Source organism: Myceligenerans halotolerans (assembly GCF_054782975.1).
This window is the reverse complement of the sequence record NZ_BAAGRL010000004.1, coordinates 209,742-227,514: the sequence shown is the minus strand read 5'-3', so window position 1 is coordinate 227,514 and position 17,773 is coordinate 209,742. Positions and strand designations below refer to the sequence as shown.

General features: G+C 73.1%; 12 protein-coding genes. 5 read left to right on the top strand and 7 right to left on the bottom strand.

Annotated elements, in window-relative coordinates; genetic code table 11:
• Positions 1 to 134: 134 nt before the first annotated feature.
• From ACYVK5_RS01945 to hemE, 6 genes are all read right to left on the bottom strand, one after another.
• Positions 135 to 953: a DUF5926 family protein gene (locus ACYVK5_RS01945; RefSeq protein ID WP_460701600.1), complete on the bottom strand. Its 819-nt coding sequence runs from the start codon at positions 951 to 953 to the stop codon at positions 135 to 137.
• 101 nt (positions 954 to 1,054) lie between these two features.
• The gene (locus ACYVK5_RS01940) at positions 1,055 to 2,644 is read right to left on the bottom strand and encodes a hypothetical protein (RefSeq protein ID WP_460701599.1); all 1,590 of its coding nucleotides are present in this window, start codon (positions 2,642 to 2,644) and stop codon (positions 1,055 to 1,057) included.
• A 240-nt stretch (positions 2,645 to 2,884) separates the two neighbouring features.
• Entirely contained in the window at positions 2,885 to 4,129 is a 1,245-nt protein-coding gene (locus tag ACYVK5_RS01935; RefSeq protein WP_460701598.1) for a hypothetical protein, read from the bottom strand.
• A 345-nt stretch (positions 4,130 to 4,474) separates the two neighbouring features.
• On the bottom strand, positions 4,475 to 5,254 hold the full coding sequence (locus ACYVK5_RS01930; protein WP_460701597.1) for a hypothetical protein: 780 nt from the start codon (positions 5,252 to 5,254) through the stop codon (positions 4,475 to 4,477).
• Positions 5,255 to 5,452: 198 nt separating this feature from the next.
• On the bottom strand, positions 5,453 to 6,940 hold the full coding sequence (locus tag ACYVK5_RS01925; protein ID WP_460701596.1) for a protoporphyrinogen/coproporphyrinogen oxidase: 1,488 nt from the start codon (positions 6,938 to 6,940) through the stop codon (positions 5,453 to 5,455).
• Positions 6,941 to 7,031: 91 nt separating this feature from the next.
• The gene (gene hemE / locus ACYVK5_RS01920; protein ID WP_460701595.1) at positions 7,032 to 8,141 is read right to left on the bottom strand and encodes a uroporphyrinogen decarboxylase; all 1,110 of its coding nucleotides are present in this window, start codon (positions 8,139 to 8,141) and stop codon (positions 7,032 to 7,034) included.
• Positions 8,142 to 8,190: 49 nt separating this feature from the next.
• On the opposite strand from hemE, the gene ACYVK5_RS01915 reads away from it, so the two are divergent.
• The 5 genes from ACYVK5_RS01915 (at position 8,191) to hemL (ending at position 14,457) form a co-directional block, all read left to right on the top strand.
• Complete coding sequence (locus tag ACYVK5_RS01915) at positions 8,191 to 9,729, top strand: glutamyl-tRNA reductase (protein ID WP_460701594.1); 1,539 nt, start codon at positions 8,191 to 8,193, stop codon at positions 9,727 to 9,729.
• 182 nt (positions 9,730 to 9,911) lie between these two features.
• Positions 9,912 to 10,991, top strand: a complete 1,080-nt coding sequence (gene hemC / locus ACYVK5_RS01910; RefSeq protein WP_460701726.1) for a hydroxymethylbilane synthase — start codon at positions 9,912 to 9,914, stop codon at positions 10,989 to 10,991.
• A complete protein-coding gene (locus ACYVK5_RS01905; protein WP_460701593.1) occupies positions 10,988 to 11,905 on the top strand; it encodes a uroporphyrinogen-III synthase in 918 nt (305 codons plus the stop codon). The genes hemC and ACYVK5_RS01905 overlap by 4 nt, the downstream gene beginning before the upstream one ends.
• Positions 11,906 to 11,996: 91 nt before the next feature.
• The gene (gene hemB / locus ACYVK5_RS01900) at positions 11,997 to 12,938 is read left to right on the top strand and encodes a porphobilinogen synthase (protein ID WP_460701725.1); all 942 of its coding nucleotides are present in this window, start codon (positions 11,997 to 11,999) and stop codon (positions 12,936 to 12,938) included.
• 157 nt (positions 12,939 to 13,095) lie between these two features.
• A complete protein-coding gene (gene hemL, locus ACYVK5_RS01895; protein ID WP_460701592.1) occupies positions 13,096 to 14,457 on the top strand; it encodes a glutamate-1-semialdehyde 2,1-aminomutase in 1,362 nt (453 codons plus the stop codon).
• A gap of 144 nt (positions 14,458 to 14,601) precedes the next feature.
• On the opposite strand, the gene ACYVK5_RS01890 is transcribed toward hemL, so the two are convergent.
• Positions 14,602 to 17,673, bottom strand: a complete 3,072-nt coding sequence (locus tag ACYVK5_RS01890; protein ID WP_460701591.1) for a pectate lyase family protein — start codon at positions 17,671 to 17,673, stop codon at positions 14,602 to 14,604.
• Positions 17,674 to 17,773 lie beyond the last annotated feature (100 nt).

The window sequence follows — 17,773 nt, the reverse complement described above, 5'->3', positions numbered from 1 at the left end:
CCTGCCTAGAGCGTTGGTCTGCGTGAAATCGGGGCAAGCCCCGCACAACAGAGTGCAAAGGTTTACCCTGGGGATCCTACTCCACGAGTTGGGGAATTACCGTGAACACCCGGTGATATTGAGCGTCGCCCCTCTCACCGCAAGGTGACCTGCCGCGAGACGATACCCGCTCTCGCGCGTCGCTCGTTCGCATCGAGCGGCCCATCCGCGGCAAGGGCTTTCGTGAGCCGCTCCGAGAGCTCGGCGATCGGCTCCACGACGTCGTCCGCCTCGGTCCCGGGCGGCAGCTCCCAGACGGGCACGATCAGCCCCGACGCGCGGAACGCGCCGACGAAGCGCCCACCGGCGAGTCCTGACTCCCGCTTGGCGTGCAGACGGGAAAGCGCGGCGATGACCTCGTCCTCCGGCTCGGGACGCGCCCAGCGCACGAACTCACGCGTCATCCGGCACCAGTAGGCCGCCTCGACGCCGTCGAGCTTCACCGTGGGGATCGCACTCGCGGACGCCTCCTCCAGGGACGCCTCGACGTCGGGCGTGGCCTCGGCGTCCGGGGCCAGCCAGTAGTCGAAGCCCTCGTGCACGGTCACCTCGAACGGCACCGACGCGTCGAGCACGTCCTGCAGGCGCGGCGCGTCCGACGCCGGCACTCCCGCCGGCTCGACCGGCGTCCCCGGCTCGGCGTCGAGCGCGGTCAGCAGAGCGGCGGCGAGGTCACGGCTGACGTCACCGGAGCCGACGATGCCCTGCACCGCGAGCAGGACGGCGCCATCGGCCCGGTGGAGCGCGACCCAGCCTGCCGGGAGATTGGTGACGACCGTAACGTCACGGGAGCCGTACTCGGAGGTGGTGCGCGCCGTCCCCGTCGCCGACGGCACCACCTCGCGGAACGCGACCCAGTCAGGTTCGCCGGGAAGCCCCTCGAAGGGGCGGAGCACGAAGTCGTTCTGAGCCATGCGGGCAGTCTATCCGTGCGGAGTAACTGTCACACCTGGTACGGAAATGTCACAGCGGCTGCGGGCTGGTAGCGCTTCACCATTTCGAGGGCCCCTGGGTATCAGGAGGTGGTGTTCCGGACCTTCACCGGAACGGGCTCGCCGTTCCGGCCGGTGCGGTTGGCGAGCAGGAGCGCACCCGCACCGCCCACGACCAGCGCACCCGCCAGGCCGGTCAGCGCGGCCGCCTCGGTTCCGGTGGTCGCCACCCGCAACGGGGCGTCGATCGTCGCCTCCCTGGTGGCCGCGTCGGCGTCCTCTGCCACCTGGTCGACCGCCGTCGGCTGGTACGACAGGAACTGGGCTCCCGAGGACGCGAGCGCGTCACGCGCGTCCTGCCCGAGGTAGCTGTACGCACTGTTCTGGAGCGGCGGCTGGCCCCCGCGCTCGGCGAGCCCGGACACGTCCTGCTCCACGCCCCTCGCGCCGGCATCGTCCGCCCCGTCGGCGGCGTCGCCCGTGACGGCGACCTCGGCGTCCACCGTCGCCAACCCGGCCGCGTCGGCGTACGCCTCGACGCCCTGCGCATCCGCGCCGGCCGAGACGTCGGCGAGTCTCGGGACGCCGGCGTCGACCGAGACGCCCCTCCGGTCGGCCGTGACCTCCGCCTTGACGTCACCCGCCCCGACCCGGAGGTCGACGCCCTCGTCGGACGCGAACACCTGGAGATCGACGCTGCCGATGCCGATACCGGCCAGCAGGTCCGAGGACGAGAGGGACATGGACGGACCCGAGCTCTCGGTCGCCTGTCGCATGTCGGACGAGTCCTGCTCGCCGCCGTGCGACGACTCCGACTTCATGTGCCGCGGCTCGTAGTCGCCGGATCGCTCGGAATCGCCGGACGGCACGAAGTCCTCCGACCACTCGTGGTCGCCGGACGGCTCACGATCGCCGGACAAGGTCTCCGGGCCGAAACCGAGCGCCTTCGCCGTCGCCTCGAACGCGACGAGCTCTCCGCTCACCGGGACGCCGTCCGCGGGAACGGCGACCGGCGTCTCGGGCGCGAGGCCCTTGGCGTCGGCGCTGTAGTCGATGTCGGCGGAGGCGAAGTAGTGAGCGTCCTTGACCGGTTCGGCCTCGGCCTTCTCGCCGGAGCCGGACGCCTTCCCGGCGTCCGTGCCGGAGCCGGTCTCCGTGCCGGAGCCGCGCCCCTTGCCCTCGGAGTTGCCCGGCGCGTCGCCCTCCGCGCCCTTCCCGGACTGCTCCTGCTCACCCTTGGGGGCCGCGCCGGTCACATCCTCCACGACGTCCTCGACCGGGTCGGTCACCGTGTCCACGGTCTCGGTCACGTCCTCGACGACGTCGGCCGGCTCGTCGACGACGTCCTCCGTGACGTCCTCGACGACGTCGCCGGCTCCGTCGACGACGTCCGACACCAGGTCGCCCGCGCCGCCGAGGAGCCCGCCGGGCCGCACCTCGACCGTGCCGTCGTCCTTGACCTCGACGCCGCGCTCGGCGCCGCCGAACTTCGCACCGGGACGGTCGGACCCGAACGCGCGGCCGATGCCGTCGCCACCGCGGTCGCTGTCGTGGTCGGCGGCGAAAGCCGGTGCCGTCGCGGTTCCCGCGGCCGTTGCCAACGCGATGGTCGCGACAACGCGCTTGACCTGCTTCGTGGCTGTACTCGTGCGAGTCGTCCTTGCCTGCTTCATCAGCTGCTTCCCCCGTAGAGGCGGTTCGTGGGCCCTTCGGCGCTTGCCTCAGGACGCTATCGCTCCAGGTTGACTTTTATACCCCGGAACGGGCGATCTATGCGGCGCACCATAACGATGGTGTAACAACGGGTCAAGTCGGTCATGTGAATGCCGAAATGCGGGCCATGCAGGGAAGTTACCGGCGAACGCGCCGGCCCGGCCCCGCGGACGCGGGACCGGGCCGTGGTGCTCATCGCGTCACTGGAGGAGACCGGTGGCCGTGCCCAGCACACCGTCCAGACCGGCCGTGCCGGTCACGTCCCCGGCCGTCTCGGTCACGCCGTCCACGACGTCACCCGTACCGGTCACGCCGCCGACGGTGCCGGTCACGCCGCCGACCTTCTCGGTCACGCCGTCCACGACGTCACCCGTACCGGTCAGGTCGGTGACGGTGCCGGTGACGCCGTCGACGACGCCGAGGCCGTCGACCTCGCCCACCGTGCCGTCGACGGCCGGCTCCACGGCGTCGGTGGCGGCACCCGGAGCGCCCTTCGCGGTGCTCTCGGCGGTGGCCTTGACTGCGTCGGCCGCGGCGAGTGCGCCCGGCGCGATGTCGCCCTTGACGTGGCCCACCGTGCCCGGCACGACGTCGTCGGTCACCGGGCCGACGGCACCGGGCACGACGCCGTCGGTCACGGCGCTGACCGTGTTCGGCACGACCGAGTCGGTGACCGGGCCGGCCACGCCGGGCACGACGCCGTTCACCGCGGTGGACACGGCGCCCGCGGCGACGCCCGTCCCCGGGGCGATGGTCGCCGGCAGGCCGCGCAGCATGCTCGCGGCGAGGCGCGACACGCCGGACATGATGCCCGGGACGTTCGACACGATGTTCGCCGCCGGCGTCGTGACCTCGGCGAGGAGGGACGGCACGGCCGCGACGGCCCCCGGCCCGGCCGTGCCGGCGGTGCCGAGCGCGGTGTCGGCCGCCTGCTCGACCGCCTCGGTCGCGCCCTCGCCCGAGAACTCCGGCAGGGAGTAGTCCGGGGCGAGGTAGGAGGTCGGAGCGATCACTCCGGGCATGGCGTTCTCGGCGACGGAACCGGCCTCGTCGACAACCGCCGCGGCATCGCCGAGGTCCGCCAGGCCCGCGGACGCGCCCGTCAGGTCCGAGGCGACCAGGTCGGCGCCCGGCACGCCGGCCGGGAGCTCGGTCGGAAGCTCGGCGGTGGGCAGCTCGGAGACCGGCAGGTCGACGTCGGGCAGCTCGGCGGCCGGGAGTTCAGCAGCCGGGAGCTCGGCGGCCGGGAGCTCCGACACCAGGGCGTCGTGGTCCGGCAGGTCGACGAGGTCGGTGGTGGGGAGGTCGCCGAGGTCGGCCTGAGGCAGGTCGACGGCGATCGCCGGGGCGGTCGCGCCGGCCGCGGCGGTGGCGATGGCGACGGTCGCGACGGTGCGCGAGACCGGCGACGACCCGGCCTTCTTCTTCGGTGCTGCGTGCTTCAAGGAACTAACCCCCTGGATCAGGCGCGGTGCGCGAGCTCGAATTTCCCTTGCGTGCCGCCGAAGCTAGCGGCGGAGAGGAGGTGAAAAAAGTCCCCTTCGCGACGCATGGGTTCAGCAACCGGCATCAATCCGACAGTTCACACAGGGGCACGAAATCGGCCGTTCCAAGGTTCCGTGACGAAGATCACAGTTTTTCTGGCGTCATATCGCTCATCAGCGGTTTCACCGGGCAGCGGTCACGGCGCGAGCCGAGCCGGACCACGAGCCGCGGGGAAGACCGCCGTCGTGAGACCGAGCCGCCCGGTCCCGCGCGCACGCGGGACCGGGCGTCCGTGACTCAGTGGGTCATCCGGCGAGACCGGTGGCCGTGTCCAGCACACCGCCCATGTCGGCCGTCCCCGCCGCACCGTCGACGGCGTCCTCGACCGGAGCCGTCACGCCGCCGACGATGTCGTCGCCCGGCACGCCGCCGGCCACCGCCGCCACGTCGTCGATCGTGCCGGTCGCGCCGTCCACGACGTCGGTCGCCTCGGTCGCGCCGCCGACGACGCCGGTCACGCCGTCGACCTCACCCGTCGCACCCTCGATCGCCGGCTCCGCGGCGTCGGTCGCGATCATCGGGGCGCCGTGCGCCGCGCTCTCGGCGGAACCCTTGACCACCTCGGCGGCCTCGAGGGCGCCGGGCACGACGTCGCCCTGCCCCGCGAACCCGGGCAGGGTGTAGTTCGGCGCCACCTGCTCGACCGGAGGAATCGACGCGGGCATCGCGCCCCCGGTGAGCGCCTCGGCCTCGCCGGCGAGCTCCCCGGCCGTGTCGACGACGGTTCCGGCGTCGGCGAGGTCCGTCAGATCGGCGGGAGCGCTCGGAACGAGCCCCGGAACCTCGGTGCCCGGGAGGTCGACACCCCGCGGACCGGCAACGACATCCTGGATCAGCGCGTCGTGGTCGGGCAGGTCGACGATGTCGGTGCTGGGCAGGTCACCGAGGCCGAGGTCCGGGTGGGGAAGCTCGGCTGCTACGGCCGGCGTGGCCGCGCCGGCCGCCGCGGTCGCGATGGCGACGGTCGCGATGGTGCGCGAGACCGGGACGGACCCGGCCTTCTTCTTCGGTGCTGCGTGCTTCAAGGAACTAACCCCCTGGATCAGGCGCGGTGCGCGAATTCGAACCCCTTGCGTGTCGCCGAAATTAAGCAACGAGAGCAAAAGTGCGACATCGCACTTGTGGTTCGCCACACACCAAATCCCACCAACCCGGCCGTTCGAGCCGGGTCACGATCTCAGCCGCCCCGAGGTTCCGTGACGAGAGTCACATTTTTACGCCGCCTACGTGGTCGAGGGCAGGCGAGCGGCGGCCGCGCGGGCATGGGCGACGATCGCCGCCAGCCCCGTGCCGGCCACCCAGCCGCCCGTGACGGCCAGCCCGGGAACGCGCTCCGCGGCGTCGAGGAACTCGCGGACCTGGGCGCGGTACGCGGGCGTGGGCGGAGGGAGCGCGCCGTCCCAGTGCTGCGTCATGAAGTCCCGCACGCGCCCGGTGAGGTCCACGCCGAGCAGGGCGGACGCGTCGCGAGCCGCTTCCTCGGGCGTCGGCGCCGCCGTCGGCTCCCCGATCCGGCCGTAGCTCAGCCGGACCACGTGCGCCCCGGGCCCGGCCGCGTCGCGGACGCGCGCCGCGAGCCACGGCCATTTGGCGGTGGCGTGGGTGAGCGCCTTCGCCCGCACCGATGTCCGACGACGGTCGCCTGGCCGGGCGGCGCCGGGCGCCACCAGGATCCCGGTCCCGCGAGGCGCGGAGTCCAGCTCGGGAGCCGCCACCAGGAGGCTCGCCAGCCAGATGTCCGCACCCCGCTCCGGGACGGGCGCCGAGAGGCTCTGCCACCGGTGGGCGAGCAGCGGCGCCACGCCTCCTGTTGCGACCACGAGCCGGCCCGTGCGGAACGTGGCGGGCCCGTCGGGGGTGTCCGCGGTGATCAGCCACTCGCCGGCGACCCCAGCGCCGCCGGGCGAGTCCCCGCCGTCGCCTGGGGCTCCGCTCCTGCCGGCTCCCCCGCGCCCCGGCCCTTCTCCCTCATCGGACCCCACGTCGATCCCCGTGACCTGGTGCCCGACCCGCACGTCCAGGCGGTCGACCAGGGCATCCACCAGCGAGTGCACACCGCCGTCGACCCCCCGGACGGCCGCTCCCGGTGGCGCGGCGGCCCGCAGCCGCGCCACCGCGCGGGACAGCGACCCGGACTCCTCGAACGCCCGGCGGAGTCCCGGGGCGACGGCATCGACGTCGAGCCGGTCCAGGGGCGCCGAGTGGACTCCGGCCGCGACGGCCCCGACCAGCCGGTCGGTGATCCGCCGGCCCAACCGCGAGCGCGCCAGCGCCCCGAGGTCGTCGAAGTCGGCAAAGCGGCGCGGCAGCATCCGATCCAGCGAGCCCCGGAGCACGCCCCGCCAACCGACGGCCCGGCGGACGTCGGCGGCCCACGGCCGTGACGGGATGCCGAGCACCCCGGCCGCCGGCAGGGGGAACGCCTTCCCGGCGGCGAACCCCCAGGCCCCGAACGCGGCGGGCGCCTCCACGCGCAGCCCGAGCTCCTCCACGAGCCGCTCGACGGCGCCTCCCCGCACCGCGAACGACTCGGCACCGAGGTCGACCGGCACGCCGGGCAGCGAGCCGAACACCGCGCCGCGGATCGGTCCCCCGGCACGCTCGTCCGCCTCCAGCACGACGGCCCGCACCCCACGCCCGGCAAGCTCCCAGGCAGCGACCAGCCCGCCGATCCCCCCACCGACGACGACGGCATCCACGTCCACTGCCACGTTCCTCACCTCCGGCTCAACCTCGGCAGGCGTCCAGGAGGTTGCTTGCGTTTCGCCCGGGCAAAGCGAAAGCAACCTCGTGCTGCCCCGCTCACAGCGAGTGCGCCAGCTCCACGACGCGCGTCAGCACCGCCGGATCGGTCTCCGGCGGGACACCGTGGCCGAGGTTCAGCACATGGGCCGGGGCCGCCCCGCCCCGCGCGACGACGTCGCGCACGTGCGCCTCCAGCACCGGCCAGGGCGCGGCCAGCAGCGCCGGGTCCACGTTGCCCTGGAGCGGCACCCCGGGCAGCGCCTCGGCGGCCTCGTCCAGCGGCGTGCGGTAGTCGACTCCCACCGCGTGCTCCGCCACCCCGGCCGTGACCAGCACGTCCCGCATCGCGCCCAGCAGGTGGCCGGTCCCGGTCCCGAAGTGGATCCCGGGCACCCCCAGGTCCGCCACGTGCGCCAGCGCCCGCGCCGACGCCCCGGCGACCCGCCCCGTGTAGTCCGCGTGGGAGAGCGACCCGGCCCACGAGTCGAAGAGCTGCACCGCCGAGGCGCCCGCCTCCACCTGCGCCCGGAGGAACGCCCCGGTGAGGTCCGCCGTCCACGACACCAGCCGGTCCCACGTCTCGGGGGCGGCGTGCATCATCGTCCGCGCCGCGAGATGGTCCCGCGACGGGCGTCCCTCGACGAGATAGGCGGCCAGCGTGAACGGCGCGCCGCCGAACCCGATCAGCGGCGTGGAGCCCAGCTCGGCGACGGTGAGCGCCACGGCCTGGCGGATCGGCGCCAGGGCGTCGTCGTCCAGCGAACTGGCCACCAGGCGTTCGACGTCCTCGGCGGTCCGGTACGGCTGATCCATCACCGGCCCGACGCCGGGGACGATGTCCACACCCACGCCCGCCAGCCGGAGCGGCACCACGATGTCGCTGAAGAAGATCCCGGCGTCCACGCCGTGCCGCCGCACGGGCTGCAGGGTGATCTCCGACGCGAGCTCGGGCCGCAGACAGGAGTCGAGCATCCCCACGCCCTGCCTCGCCTCGCGGTACTCCGGCAACGACCGGCCCGCCTGCCGCATGAACCAGACCGGCGGGTGGTCCGGCCGGTCCCCCCGCAGCGCACGGACCAGCAGGGCCGAGGCGGTCCGCCCGTCGACGAGCGGATGGTCGGCCGGAAGGGCGGCGCCCGCGGAGGGAGCGAAGGTGGCGAGGTTCACGCTTACCGATTGTGCCTTGCGGCATGCCACCCCATAAAGTCGGGGGACTGTGGTTCTCCTCTCCCTCACCGCCTCCCACCGCGAGCTCGACCTGGATGCGCTGGAACGCCTGTCCATGGGATCCGCGTCCGTGGGACGTACCGTCGTGGGCACGTGCCGGCCGGTCGTCGGGGCAGTGGTGATCTCCACGTGCAACCGGTTCGAGCTGTACCTCGACGTGGACGCGCCGCTCGACGGCAACACCGTCGGCCACGCCACCCGGCACGTCGCCGAGCTGGTCGCGGGCGAGTCGGGCGTCACGACGCAGGCCGCCGTCGACTCCTTCACCGTCCGCACCGGGCCTGAGGTCACCGAGCACCTGTTCGCCGTCGCCGCGGGGCTTGACTCGATGGTCGTGGGCGAGCGCGAGATCGCCGGCCAGGTGAAGCGGTCGCTCGCCGTCGCGCGCGAGCAGGAGACCACCTCCAAGACTCTCGAGCTCCTCTTCCAGACGGCGTCCCGCACGTCCAAGCGGGTCGGGACCGACACGGAGCTCGGTGCCGCGGGCAGGTCCGTGGTGTCGCTCGCGCTCGACCTGGCCGAGGGTGAGGTGCCGCGCTGGGACGGCGTGCGCGCCGTGCTGATCGGGACCGGGTCGTACGCGGGCGCGTCGGTCGCGGCGTTGCGGGCGCGGGGGTGCGCGGACATCGGCGTGTACTCGCAGTCGGGCCGCGCGGCGCTGTTCGCGGAGTCGCACGGCGTCGACGCCGTCGACGACCTGGTCGCAGCCCTGGCGGATGCGGACGTCGTGGTCTCGTGCAGTGGTGCCCGCGGCCGCGGCCCGCATCCGGGGACGACGGCGGTCGCGGGTCCGCGGGCGACGCCGGAGGCGGAACCGGACGCGGCCCCGATCGCCACGGCGCTGGAGGCCGGGCTCGCCGCAGCGGAACCGGCCCGCACGACGGCTCGGGACGCCGGCGCTCCTGGACCGACGAAATCGCACGACCGCCCCGCGCCGGAGGCCAGCCTGGGACACGTGCTCGACGCCGCGGCCGTGGTCCGCGCCCGCGAGCGCGCGGCCGACCGGGCGGGCGACGAGCCGGAGCCGACCGCGCTGGTCGTCCTGGACCTGGCGCTGCACCGGGACGTCGACCCGCAGGTGGCCGACGTCGAAGGCGTGCTGCTCTACGACCTCGCCAGCCTGAAGGCCCATGCGCCGGCGGTCGCGCGGGACGTTGTCGGCCACGCGCGGGCGATCGTGGACGACGCCGCGCGCACGTTCGAGGAGACCCGGCTCGGCCGCCAGGCGGACGCGGCGGTGGTCGCGCTGCTGGACGAGGCGGAGGTGCGCGTACGCGCCGAGGTGGACGACACCGTCGCCCGGCTCGTGGCGGAGCGGTCCGCCGCAGGAGCCCCGGGACCGACGCCGGAGGATGTCGACGGCATCGCCCGCGGCGTCCGCCGCCGCATCCACGCCGACCTCCACCCGCGGATCGTCGCGGTCCGCGCGGAGGCACGCGCCCGAGCGAAGGCGCAGGAGGCCGCGGTGATCGAGAGCGCGGAGTCGATCACCCGCACCGCCGGGGCGGCACACCGTCCCGCCCACTGACGCTGCGGTGCCCGGGCAGGGATGTGACGCTCCGGTGTGAGATTGACCGGCGGAGCAAGGCCGAATTCGTTTCGCCGCCCTCCAGGGTGGAAACTGGGTTGGTGACCTCGACGCCCGACCCCGTCAGCACGCCGCCCGGCCGCACCCTCATCCGCCTCGGCACCCGCGGCAGTGCCCTCGCGATGACGCAGAGCGGCACGGTCGCCCGCCGGATCGAGGAACTGACCGGGCGCCCCGTGGAACTCGTCCGGATCAAGACCGAGGGGGACGTGAAGACCGGGTCGCTCGCGAGTCTCGGCGGCACGGGCGTCTTCGTGACCGCCCTGCGCGAGGCCCTGCTCGACGGCCGCTGCGACGTCGCCGTCCACTCCCTGAAAGACCTGCCGACGACGCCCCACCCCGACCTCACCTACGTCACGCCCGAGCGCGAGGACCCCCGCGACGCCCTCTGCGCCCGCGACGGTCTGACGCTGGCCACCCTGCCGACCGGCGCGCGCGTCGGGACCGGCTCGCCCCGCCGGGCCGCGCAGGTCCGCGCCGCCCGCCCGGACCTCGAGGTCGTCGACATCCGCGGCAACGTGGGCACCCGGCTGGACCGGGCACTGGGCCCGGACGCGGACCTGGACGCCGTCGTGCTCGCGACGGCCGGCCTGAAGCGGGTCGACAGGACGGACGTGATCAGCGAGTACATCCCGGTCGAGACGATGGCGCCCGCCCCGGGACAGGGCGCGCTGGCCGTGGAGGTCCGCACGGCCGACGTCGTCCCCGACGCCTCCGGGACGGTTCCGGACCCCGGCCTCACCGACGCGCTGACCGCCCTCGACCACCCCGCCACCCGCCTGGCCGTGCTGGCGGAGCGTTCGGTGCTCGCGCGCCTCGAGGCGGGCTGCGCCGCGCCGGTCGGCGCGTACGCCGTGCTGTCCGACGGCGACCTGCGCCTCCAGTCCGTGGTCGCCGCCGTCAGCGGGGCGGGGCGGATCACGCGGACCCTGACCGCGGACCTCGGGCCCTACGCCGTCGGCGACCGGGCGTGCGCGGATCCCGAGCTGGATGCGATCGCCCGCGACCTGGGCATCCGCATGGCGGAGTCGCTCCTCGAGGCCGGTGCGGACGAGCTCGCCCCGCTGGGGACGCCGGTCACGGTGACCGCCGGCCCGGACATCGCCGGGCGAGACTCTGGCTCTGTGGCCGCCCCGGGCATCGCGCCGGCTCCGGGCACCGCTGAGCGGCCCGGCACCCCTGGCACGCCGGAGAGGGCGTGACCACGAGATTGCCGGCTCCCCCGACGGTTCTCGTGGCCCGCGCACCGGAACGCGCGGCCGGGCTGATCGACCGCCTGCGTACGGCGGGGATCGAGGCGGTGACGGTGCCGGTGATCGAGCGGGCACCGGTCGAGGATCCGGCGGAACGCGCCGAGCTGGCCCGCGCCCGCGCAGCACTGGCTCGCGGCGACTACACCTGGGTGGCGGTGACCAGCGTGAACGCGGTGGATGCCCTGCTGAGCTCACCCAGTGGGGGCCAGGACACGCCGATACCCGGTACCGAATCGACCGCCGGAACGGTCCCGTCCGGGACGGCGCTCCCTCGAGGCCTGCCGAACGCGCCGGAGGGTGTGCACCGTGCCCCGTCGGCTGCCGTCGCCGCGGTCACCGCAGCATCGCGCTGGGCCTGCGTCGGGCCGGCGACGCGGCGCGCGGTCGAGGCCAACGGCCTCGTCGTCGACCTCATGCCGTCAGGCCGCATGACAGCGGCCGCCCTGGTCGACGCCTTCCCCGACGCCCCACCCGGCGAACGGGGCGGCGTTCCCGGGGTGCTCTCGGAGCGCCGGGTGCTGGTGCCGCTCGGGGATCTGGCCGCGCCCACCCTGCCCGACGGGTTGCGGGCCAAGGGGTGGGAGCCGCATGTCGTCACCGCGTATCGCACCGTGGCTCGGGAGCTGCCCCGGGACGTCGTCGAACACGCGAAGGGCGCGGGGTACGACGCCGTCGTCGTCGCATCGGGGTCTGCCGCGCGGCAGCTCGCCGAGCAGATCGGGTCCCAGCGGATCGTCGCGATCGGCGAGCCGTCCGCGAGCGCCGCGCGGGACGCGGGGCACGAGGTCGTCGCCGTCGCCGCGGCACCGAGCGACGACGCGCTCGCGACCGCCGTCGTCCAGGCGCTGGACCTGTCAGCATGAGTTCCGTCCGACCTGACCATCACGAAGGAGTCACCCCGTGAGCACCTCCGGGATCGTGTACCGGCCACGCCGTCTGCGGGCGACGCCGGGCATGCGCCGCCTTGTCAGCGAGACCCGCCTGCACCCGGCGGATCTGGTCCTGCCCCTCTTCGTGAAGGAGGGGCTGCTGGAGCCCCGGCCGATCGCGTCGATGCCGGGGCAGGTGCAGCACACCGAGGAGTCGCTCGGCAAGGCGGTGGCGCAGGCGGCCGAGGCCGGGCTGGGTGGCGTCATGCTGTTCGGCATCCCGGAGCGGCGGGACGCCACGGGGTCGCAGGGTGACGCCGAGAACGGCATCCTGCAGCGTGCGATCCGGATCGCGCGGCATGCGGTCGCGGGGGTGGACGGCGGTCCGGAGCCGGTCGTCATGGCCGATACGTGCCTCGACGAGTTCACGGACCACGGCCACTGCGGCGTCGTGACGAAGGACGGCCGCGTGGACAACGACGCCACGCTCGACCGCTACGCGCGGATGGCGGTGGCGCAGGCTCGTGCGGGGGTCGACGTCGTCTCGCCGAGCGGGATGATGGACGGCCAGGTCGCGATGATCCGCGAGGCGCTGGACGAGGCCGGGTTCGAGGACACGGCGATCCTCGCCTACAGCGCGAAGTACGCGAGCGCGTTCTTCGGGCCGTTCCGGGACGCCGTGGACTCCCAGCTGCAGGGTGACCGGCGTGCTTACCAGATGGATCCGGGCAACGCCCGGGAAGGACTGCGCGAGGCGGACCTCGACCTCGCCGAGGGCGCGGACTTCGTGCTGGTGAAGCCGGCGGGCTCGTACCTCGACGTGCTGCGCGCGGTCGCGGACCGCAGCGACGTGCCCGTGGCGGCGTACCAGGTGTCGGGCGAGTACGCGATGATCGAGGCGGCCGCCGCGAACGGCTGGATCGACCGGCGGGCGGCGGCGCTGGAGTCGGTGACGAGCATCCGGCGCGCGGGCGCCGACCTGGTGCTCACCTATTACGCCCTGGACATCGCCGGCTGGCTCGGCTGACTCCCCCTCACCGCCGCCCCGGCCAGGAGATCGCGCGGGCTGGTATGGACCACGCGTGGTCGGGGGAATGGCGCATGGTCGGTCAAGTGATTGACCGACCACACGCAGAACGACCGACCACACACCGATCCCCCGACACCGAGAAGAGATATCTGACGTGAGTGAGATCGAGGCCCAGGCGGCGCGCAAGGATCCGAACCATGCCGCCTTCCTGCGGGCGCAGGCCGCCATCCCCGGTGGTGTGAGCTCGCCGGTGCGGGCGTACGGGAGTGTGGGCGGCGACCCGCGGTTCCTCGTCTCGGCCCGCGGCCCGTACGTCACGGACGTGTCCGGGCGCGAGTACGTGGACCTGGTCTGTTCGTGGGGCCCGGCGCTGCTGGGGCACGCGCACCCGGAGGTCGTGGCGGCCGTGCAGGAGGCCGCGGCTCGCGGGCTGTCGTTCGGGGCGCCGACGCTCGGCGAGGTCGAGCTCGCCGAGGAGGTACGACGGCGGGTCCCGGCCGCCGAGCACGTCCGCCTCGTCTCCACGGGGACCGAGGCCACCATGACGGCGGTGCGGCTCGCGCGCGGGGTGACGGGCCGGCCGCTGATCGTGAAGTTCGCGGGGTGCTACCACGGGCACGTGGACGCGCTGCTCGCGGAGGCCGGGTCGGGGGTCGCGACGCTCGCGATGCCGGGGTCCGCGGGTGTGACGGAGGCTGCGGCGGCGGAGACGCTCGTGCTCCCGTACAACGACCTGGCTGCCGTGGAGGCGGCGTTCTCCCAGCACGGGTCGCGGATCGCGGCGGTCATCACGGAGGCGAGCCCGGCGAACATGGGTGTGGTCCCGCCGCACGAGGGCTTCAACGAGGGGCTGCGCCGCATCACGAGCCGGCACGGCGCACTGTTCGTCATGGACGAGGTGCTCACCGGGTTCCGCGTGGGACCGGCGGGCTGGTGGGGCCTGGAGGACACCGCCATCCGGGAGTCCGGCGCGGCCGGCTACACCCCGGACCTGTTCACGTTCGGCAAGGTGATCGGGGGCGGCATGCCGGTGGCCGCGCTCGGCGGCTCGGCGTCGATCATGGGCCACCTGGCGCCGTCGGGTCCCGTGTACCAGGCGGGGACGCTGTCGGGGAACCCCGTCGCGGTGGCCGCCGGCCTGGCGACGCTCCGTCTCGCCGACGACGCCGTGTACGCGCGCGTCAACCGCACGGCAGCGACACTGGCCGACGCGGCGGGCGAGGCGCTGTCCGCCGCGGGGGTCGAGCATGTGGTGCAGCGTGCGGGGTCGCTGTTCAGCGTGTTCTTCGGCCCGCTGGCCGCGGTGTCCGGAGTCCGCGACTACCGGCAGGCCCGGGCGCAGGAGTCGTTCCGCTACACGGCGTTCTTCCACGCCATGCTGGAAGCGGGCGTGGCGCTGCCGCCGTCGGTCTTCGAGGCGTGGTTCGTCTCGGCGGCGCACGACGACGCCGCGATGAACCGCATCCTGGAGGCGCTGCCGGGGGCGGCGCGGGCGGCGGCCGCGGCGGAGGCATAGACCCCGCGGCCGGCCACGTGGTCACCTCGCGCGGCGGCTGCGGCGAGGGGTGGGCCAGCGGCTCGGACGAGGCGCCGTTGCGCAGATGTGGCGCCGTCGTCGGCCGGAGGAGTCACGGCCGACGACGGCGGGTCGGGGTAAGGGTCAGGAGAGGTCGACGACGGTGCCGCCGATCGTCACCACGAGGCGGCCCGCGGAGTCGAAGCTCCAGTCCAGGGAGCCGCCGTACTGCGAGCACCGAGAACCGTTCGAGCCGGACCACCACTGGTTCCCGCCGGCATCGTTGCCGATGATCCGGTCGGTCGAACCGCTGTCGCAGGACGTGTTGTCGCGGAACGTCGACGAGCCGCCGTCGAAGTTGAAGTTGCGCTCCTCGCTGCCGATGCTCAGGTTGCTGTCGATCGTCATCGACCCGAGGTTCCGGTTGTAGGTGAACCCGTGCTTGCCGTTGTCGAAGGCGATGCTGCGCCGCACGGTGTTGTCGACGCCGATGTCCTCGCCGCCGAGCTTGTAGCCGTTGCGGTCACCGTTGCCGGCCTGGGAGCCGTCGGACAGGGTCCCGTTCTCGTACGAGAGCGAGTCCTCGACGAGGACCTCACCGATCGGGCCGGTGTCGGACTTCGTGTAGAGGTCCCAGCCGTCGTCGATGTTGTTGTGGGCCACGGTGTACCGGAAGACGTTCCCCGGACCGACGGTCAGCTTGGGGGCGAACCCGTCGGCGTCCTCGCCGTCGGAGTCGGCGTTGTCGTGCGACTCCGAGGACACGATGAGGTTGTTCGAGGGCCACTCGCTGCTGGGCGCCCCGGCGGTGTACCGGGAGAGCTGGAGGCCCGTGTCGTGGTTGAACCGGGTCACCACCCGCTCGATGATGTTGTCGTTGCCGCCCAGCAGGATGCCGTTGTCGCCTGCGTGCTCGACGATGATGCCGCGCACGTGCCACCAGTCGCCGCCGATCGCGAGCCCGCGGTTCGCCGAGTCCTCGCTCTGGGCCGAGAAGTTCAGCACCGGCGTCTCGCCCGGGTAGGCGAACAGCTCGGTGCGGTTGCCCGAGATGCCGTCGTGGCCCGGCTCGATGCGGACGGTGTCCGAGAGCGAGTAGGTCCCGCCGCGCAGGTAGATCGTGCCGCCGGGCTCGATGCCCGCGATCGCGGCGGTCAGCGTCGTCGGATCGCTCTCGGTGCCGGAGGCGCCGCCGGAGCCGTTCGGAGCGGCGTACAGCGCGTCCCCGACCGGGGGATCGCCCGGGTCGCCGCCCGTGGAGCTGTCGAGGTAGTCGATGTTCGCGAGCCCCGCCGAGTTGGTGGCGACCAGCTCGACCGTGTTGGTTCCGGCGTCGAGGTTCGCCGTCGCGGACTCGGTGGACCAGCTCGTCCACGAGCCGGTCGGGCCGAACTGGAGCGATCCCACGGTCGTGCCGTTGACCACGAGGTCGGCGGTACGGGCCGACGTCGTGCCGTTGGCGTAGCCGAACGTCAGGGTCGCCGAACCGGCCTCGGCACCCTCGATGGTGAATCCGGCGCCGGTTCCGTTGGTGTTCGGGGTGTTGCAGAACCCGGTCCCGGAGAACCCGGCGTTGTTCGAGTCGATCGTGCCGTCACACGTGGACGACGCGGCCTCGGCCTCGTAGCGCACGGTGCTGCTCGCCGGCGGATCGTCGTCGGAACCGCCGTCGCCGGCAGGCGTACCCGCGTACGTCTCGAACTCGGCGACCGCCGGCGTGCCGGAGGAACTGTTCACGACGAAGTTGATCTTGCTGAGCGTCGTCGGGGAGAAGGTGACGACGCCCGCACCGCTACCGCTGGTCAGGATGTCGCCGTTGTCGTGGTTCACGACGTCGTACGAGCCGATGTTGCCCTCGGATCCCGCGACCTCGCGGATGACGATGGAGGACACCGTGACGTCCGAGCCCCACTTGACCGAGATCCGGCCGGTCGAGCCGCTCGGCGACCAGTAGGTGCTCATGTCGCCGTCGATCACGTTGCCGTAGCTGGTACCGCTCGCCTTGCTCGAGCCGTCCGCGCCCGCGCCGATGCTCAGGTTCTCGCCGTCGGGCTCACCCGGGTCGCCCGGATCGGTCGGGTCGTCGGTCGGGTCGTCCGTCGGCTCCGGGTCCGGCTCGGTCGGCGAGCAGCTGCCGTCCGAGACGGCCAGGTTGGTGTGCGAGCCCGCCGTCTGCTGCAGGAGGTTCGGCACGCACTCCGCGCCGTCCAGGTCGTAGCCGTAGGGGATGCTGACCGACGTGTTCGACGTCGGGTTCGGCCCGGCCGGGTGGTCCTCGCTGTTCCAGGTGATGTTGTCCCAGATGTTGCCGTTGACCTCCCAGTAGCCGAGCTCGTCGGTGTAGAAGGTGCCCAGCGGGTTGGCCGAGTCCTCGAAGTAGTTGTTGTCGACCTTCACCTGCGCGCCGAGGCGCGAGTTGATGCCGGACTTGACCAGGCCCACGAAGTGGTTGTTGTACGTGTGGGCGGTGCCGGCACGCAGCAGCGGGGTCCGCGACTCGATGTTCTCGTAGATGTTGTGGTGGTACGTGACGTACGTGTTGCTGGTGTCACTGTCACTCGATCCCACGAGCCCGCCGCGGCCGGAATTGCGCAGCGTGCTGTAGGACAGCGTGACGTACTGCGTGTTGTTCTTCAGGTCGAAGAGGGCGTCGTAGCCTTCCGACTCACCGCCCGAGGCGCGCAGGTCCACGTGGTCGACCCAGACGTTGCGGACGTCGGACTCCATGCCGATGGCGTCGCCGCCGTTCGAGGTGGGCGAGCCCGACTTCTTGACGTTCTGCACCGTCAGGTTCTGGATGATGATGTTGCTGGACTCGCGCACGTGGATGCCCAGCTGGTCGAAGACCGCGCCGCTGCCGACGCCGATCAGCGTGACGTTGCTGATCTGCTTGAGCTCGATCTTGTCCTCGGCCGTGTTGCAGCTGTCGCCGGACACCTTGCTGGTGTTGCCGTGGTTGATGGTCCCCTCGACCTCGATGGTGATCGGCGTGTCACTGCTCGCGCGCGAGCACAGGGCCTCGTGGATCTCGGTCCCCGTGGTGGCCCGCACCGTCGCGCCGCCGGCGCCGCCGGTGGTCCCGCCGTTCTGGGTCGCGTAACCGGTCGCGTTCCCGACGGCCTGGGCCTCCGGCATGAACTGCGCCGCCACCCCGATGGTGGCCACGAGGGTCGCCGTGGCGACCCCCGCTATGAGTCGTGCTCCTGGTCGTCTCATCGTCTTCCTCACGTTCGTCGTTGAAGGTGGGGCTCCGCGACATCTGCCTGGATATCGCTTTCCACGCAAGATACCGGTTTCTCGGGGTGAACACCAGGGG

Excerpts from the sequence above, each read along its gene's own strand:
- hemB (WP_460701725.1), top strand. The coding sequence starts at position 11,997 with ATGCGCCGCCTTGTCAGCGAGACCCGCCTGCACCCGGCGGATCTGGTC.
- ACYVK5_RS01890 (WP_460701591.1), bottom strand. The coding sequence starts at position 17,673 with ATGAGACGACCAGGAGCACGACTCATAGCGGGGGTCGCCACGGCGACC.
- ACYVK5_RS01940 (WP_460701599.1), bottom strand. The coding sequence starts at position 2,644 with ATGAAGCAGGCAAGGACGACTCGCACGAGTACAGCCACGAAGCAGGTC.
- hemC (WP_460701726.1), top strand. The coding sequence starts at position 9,912 with ATGACGCAGAGCGGCACGGTCGCCCGCCGGATCGAGGAACTGACCGGG.
- ACYVK5_RS01945 (WP_460701600.1), bottom strand. The coding sequence starts at position 953 with ATGGCTCAGAACGACTTCGTGCTCCGCCCCTTCGAGGGGCTTCCCGGC.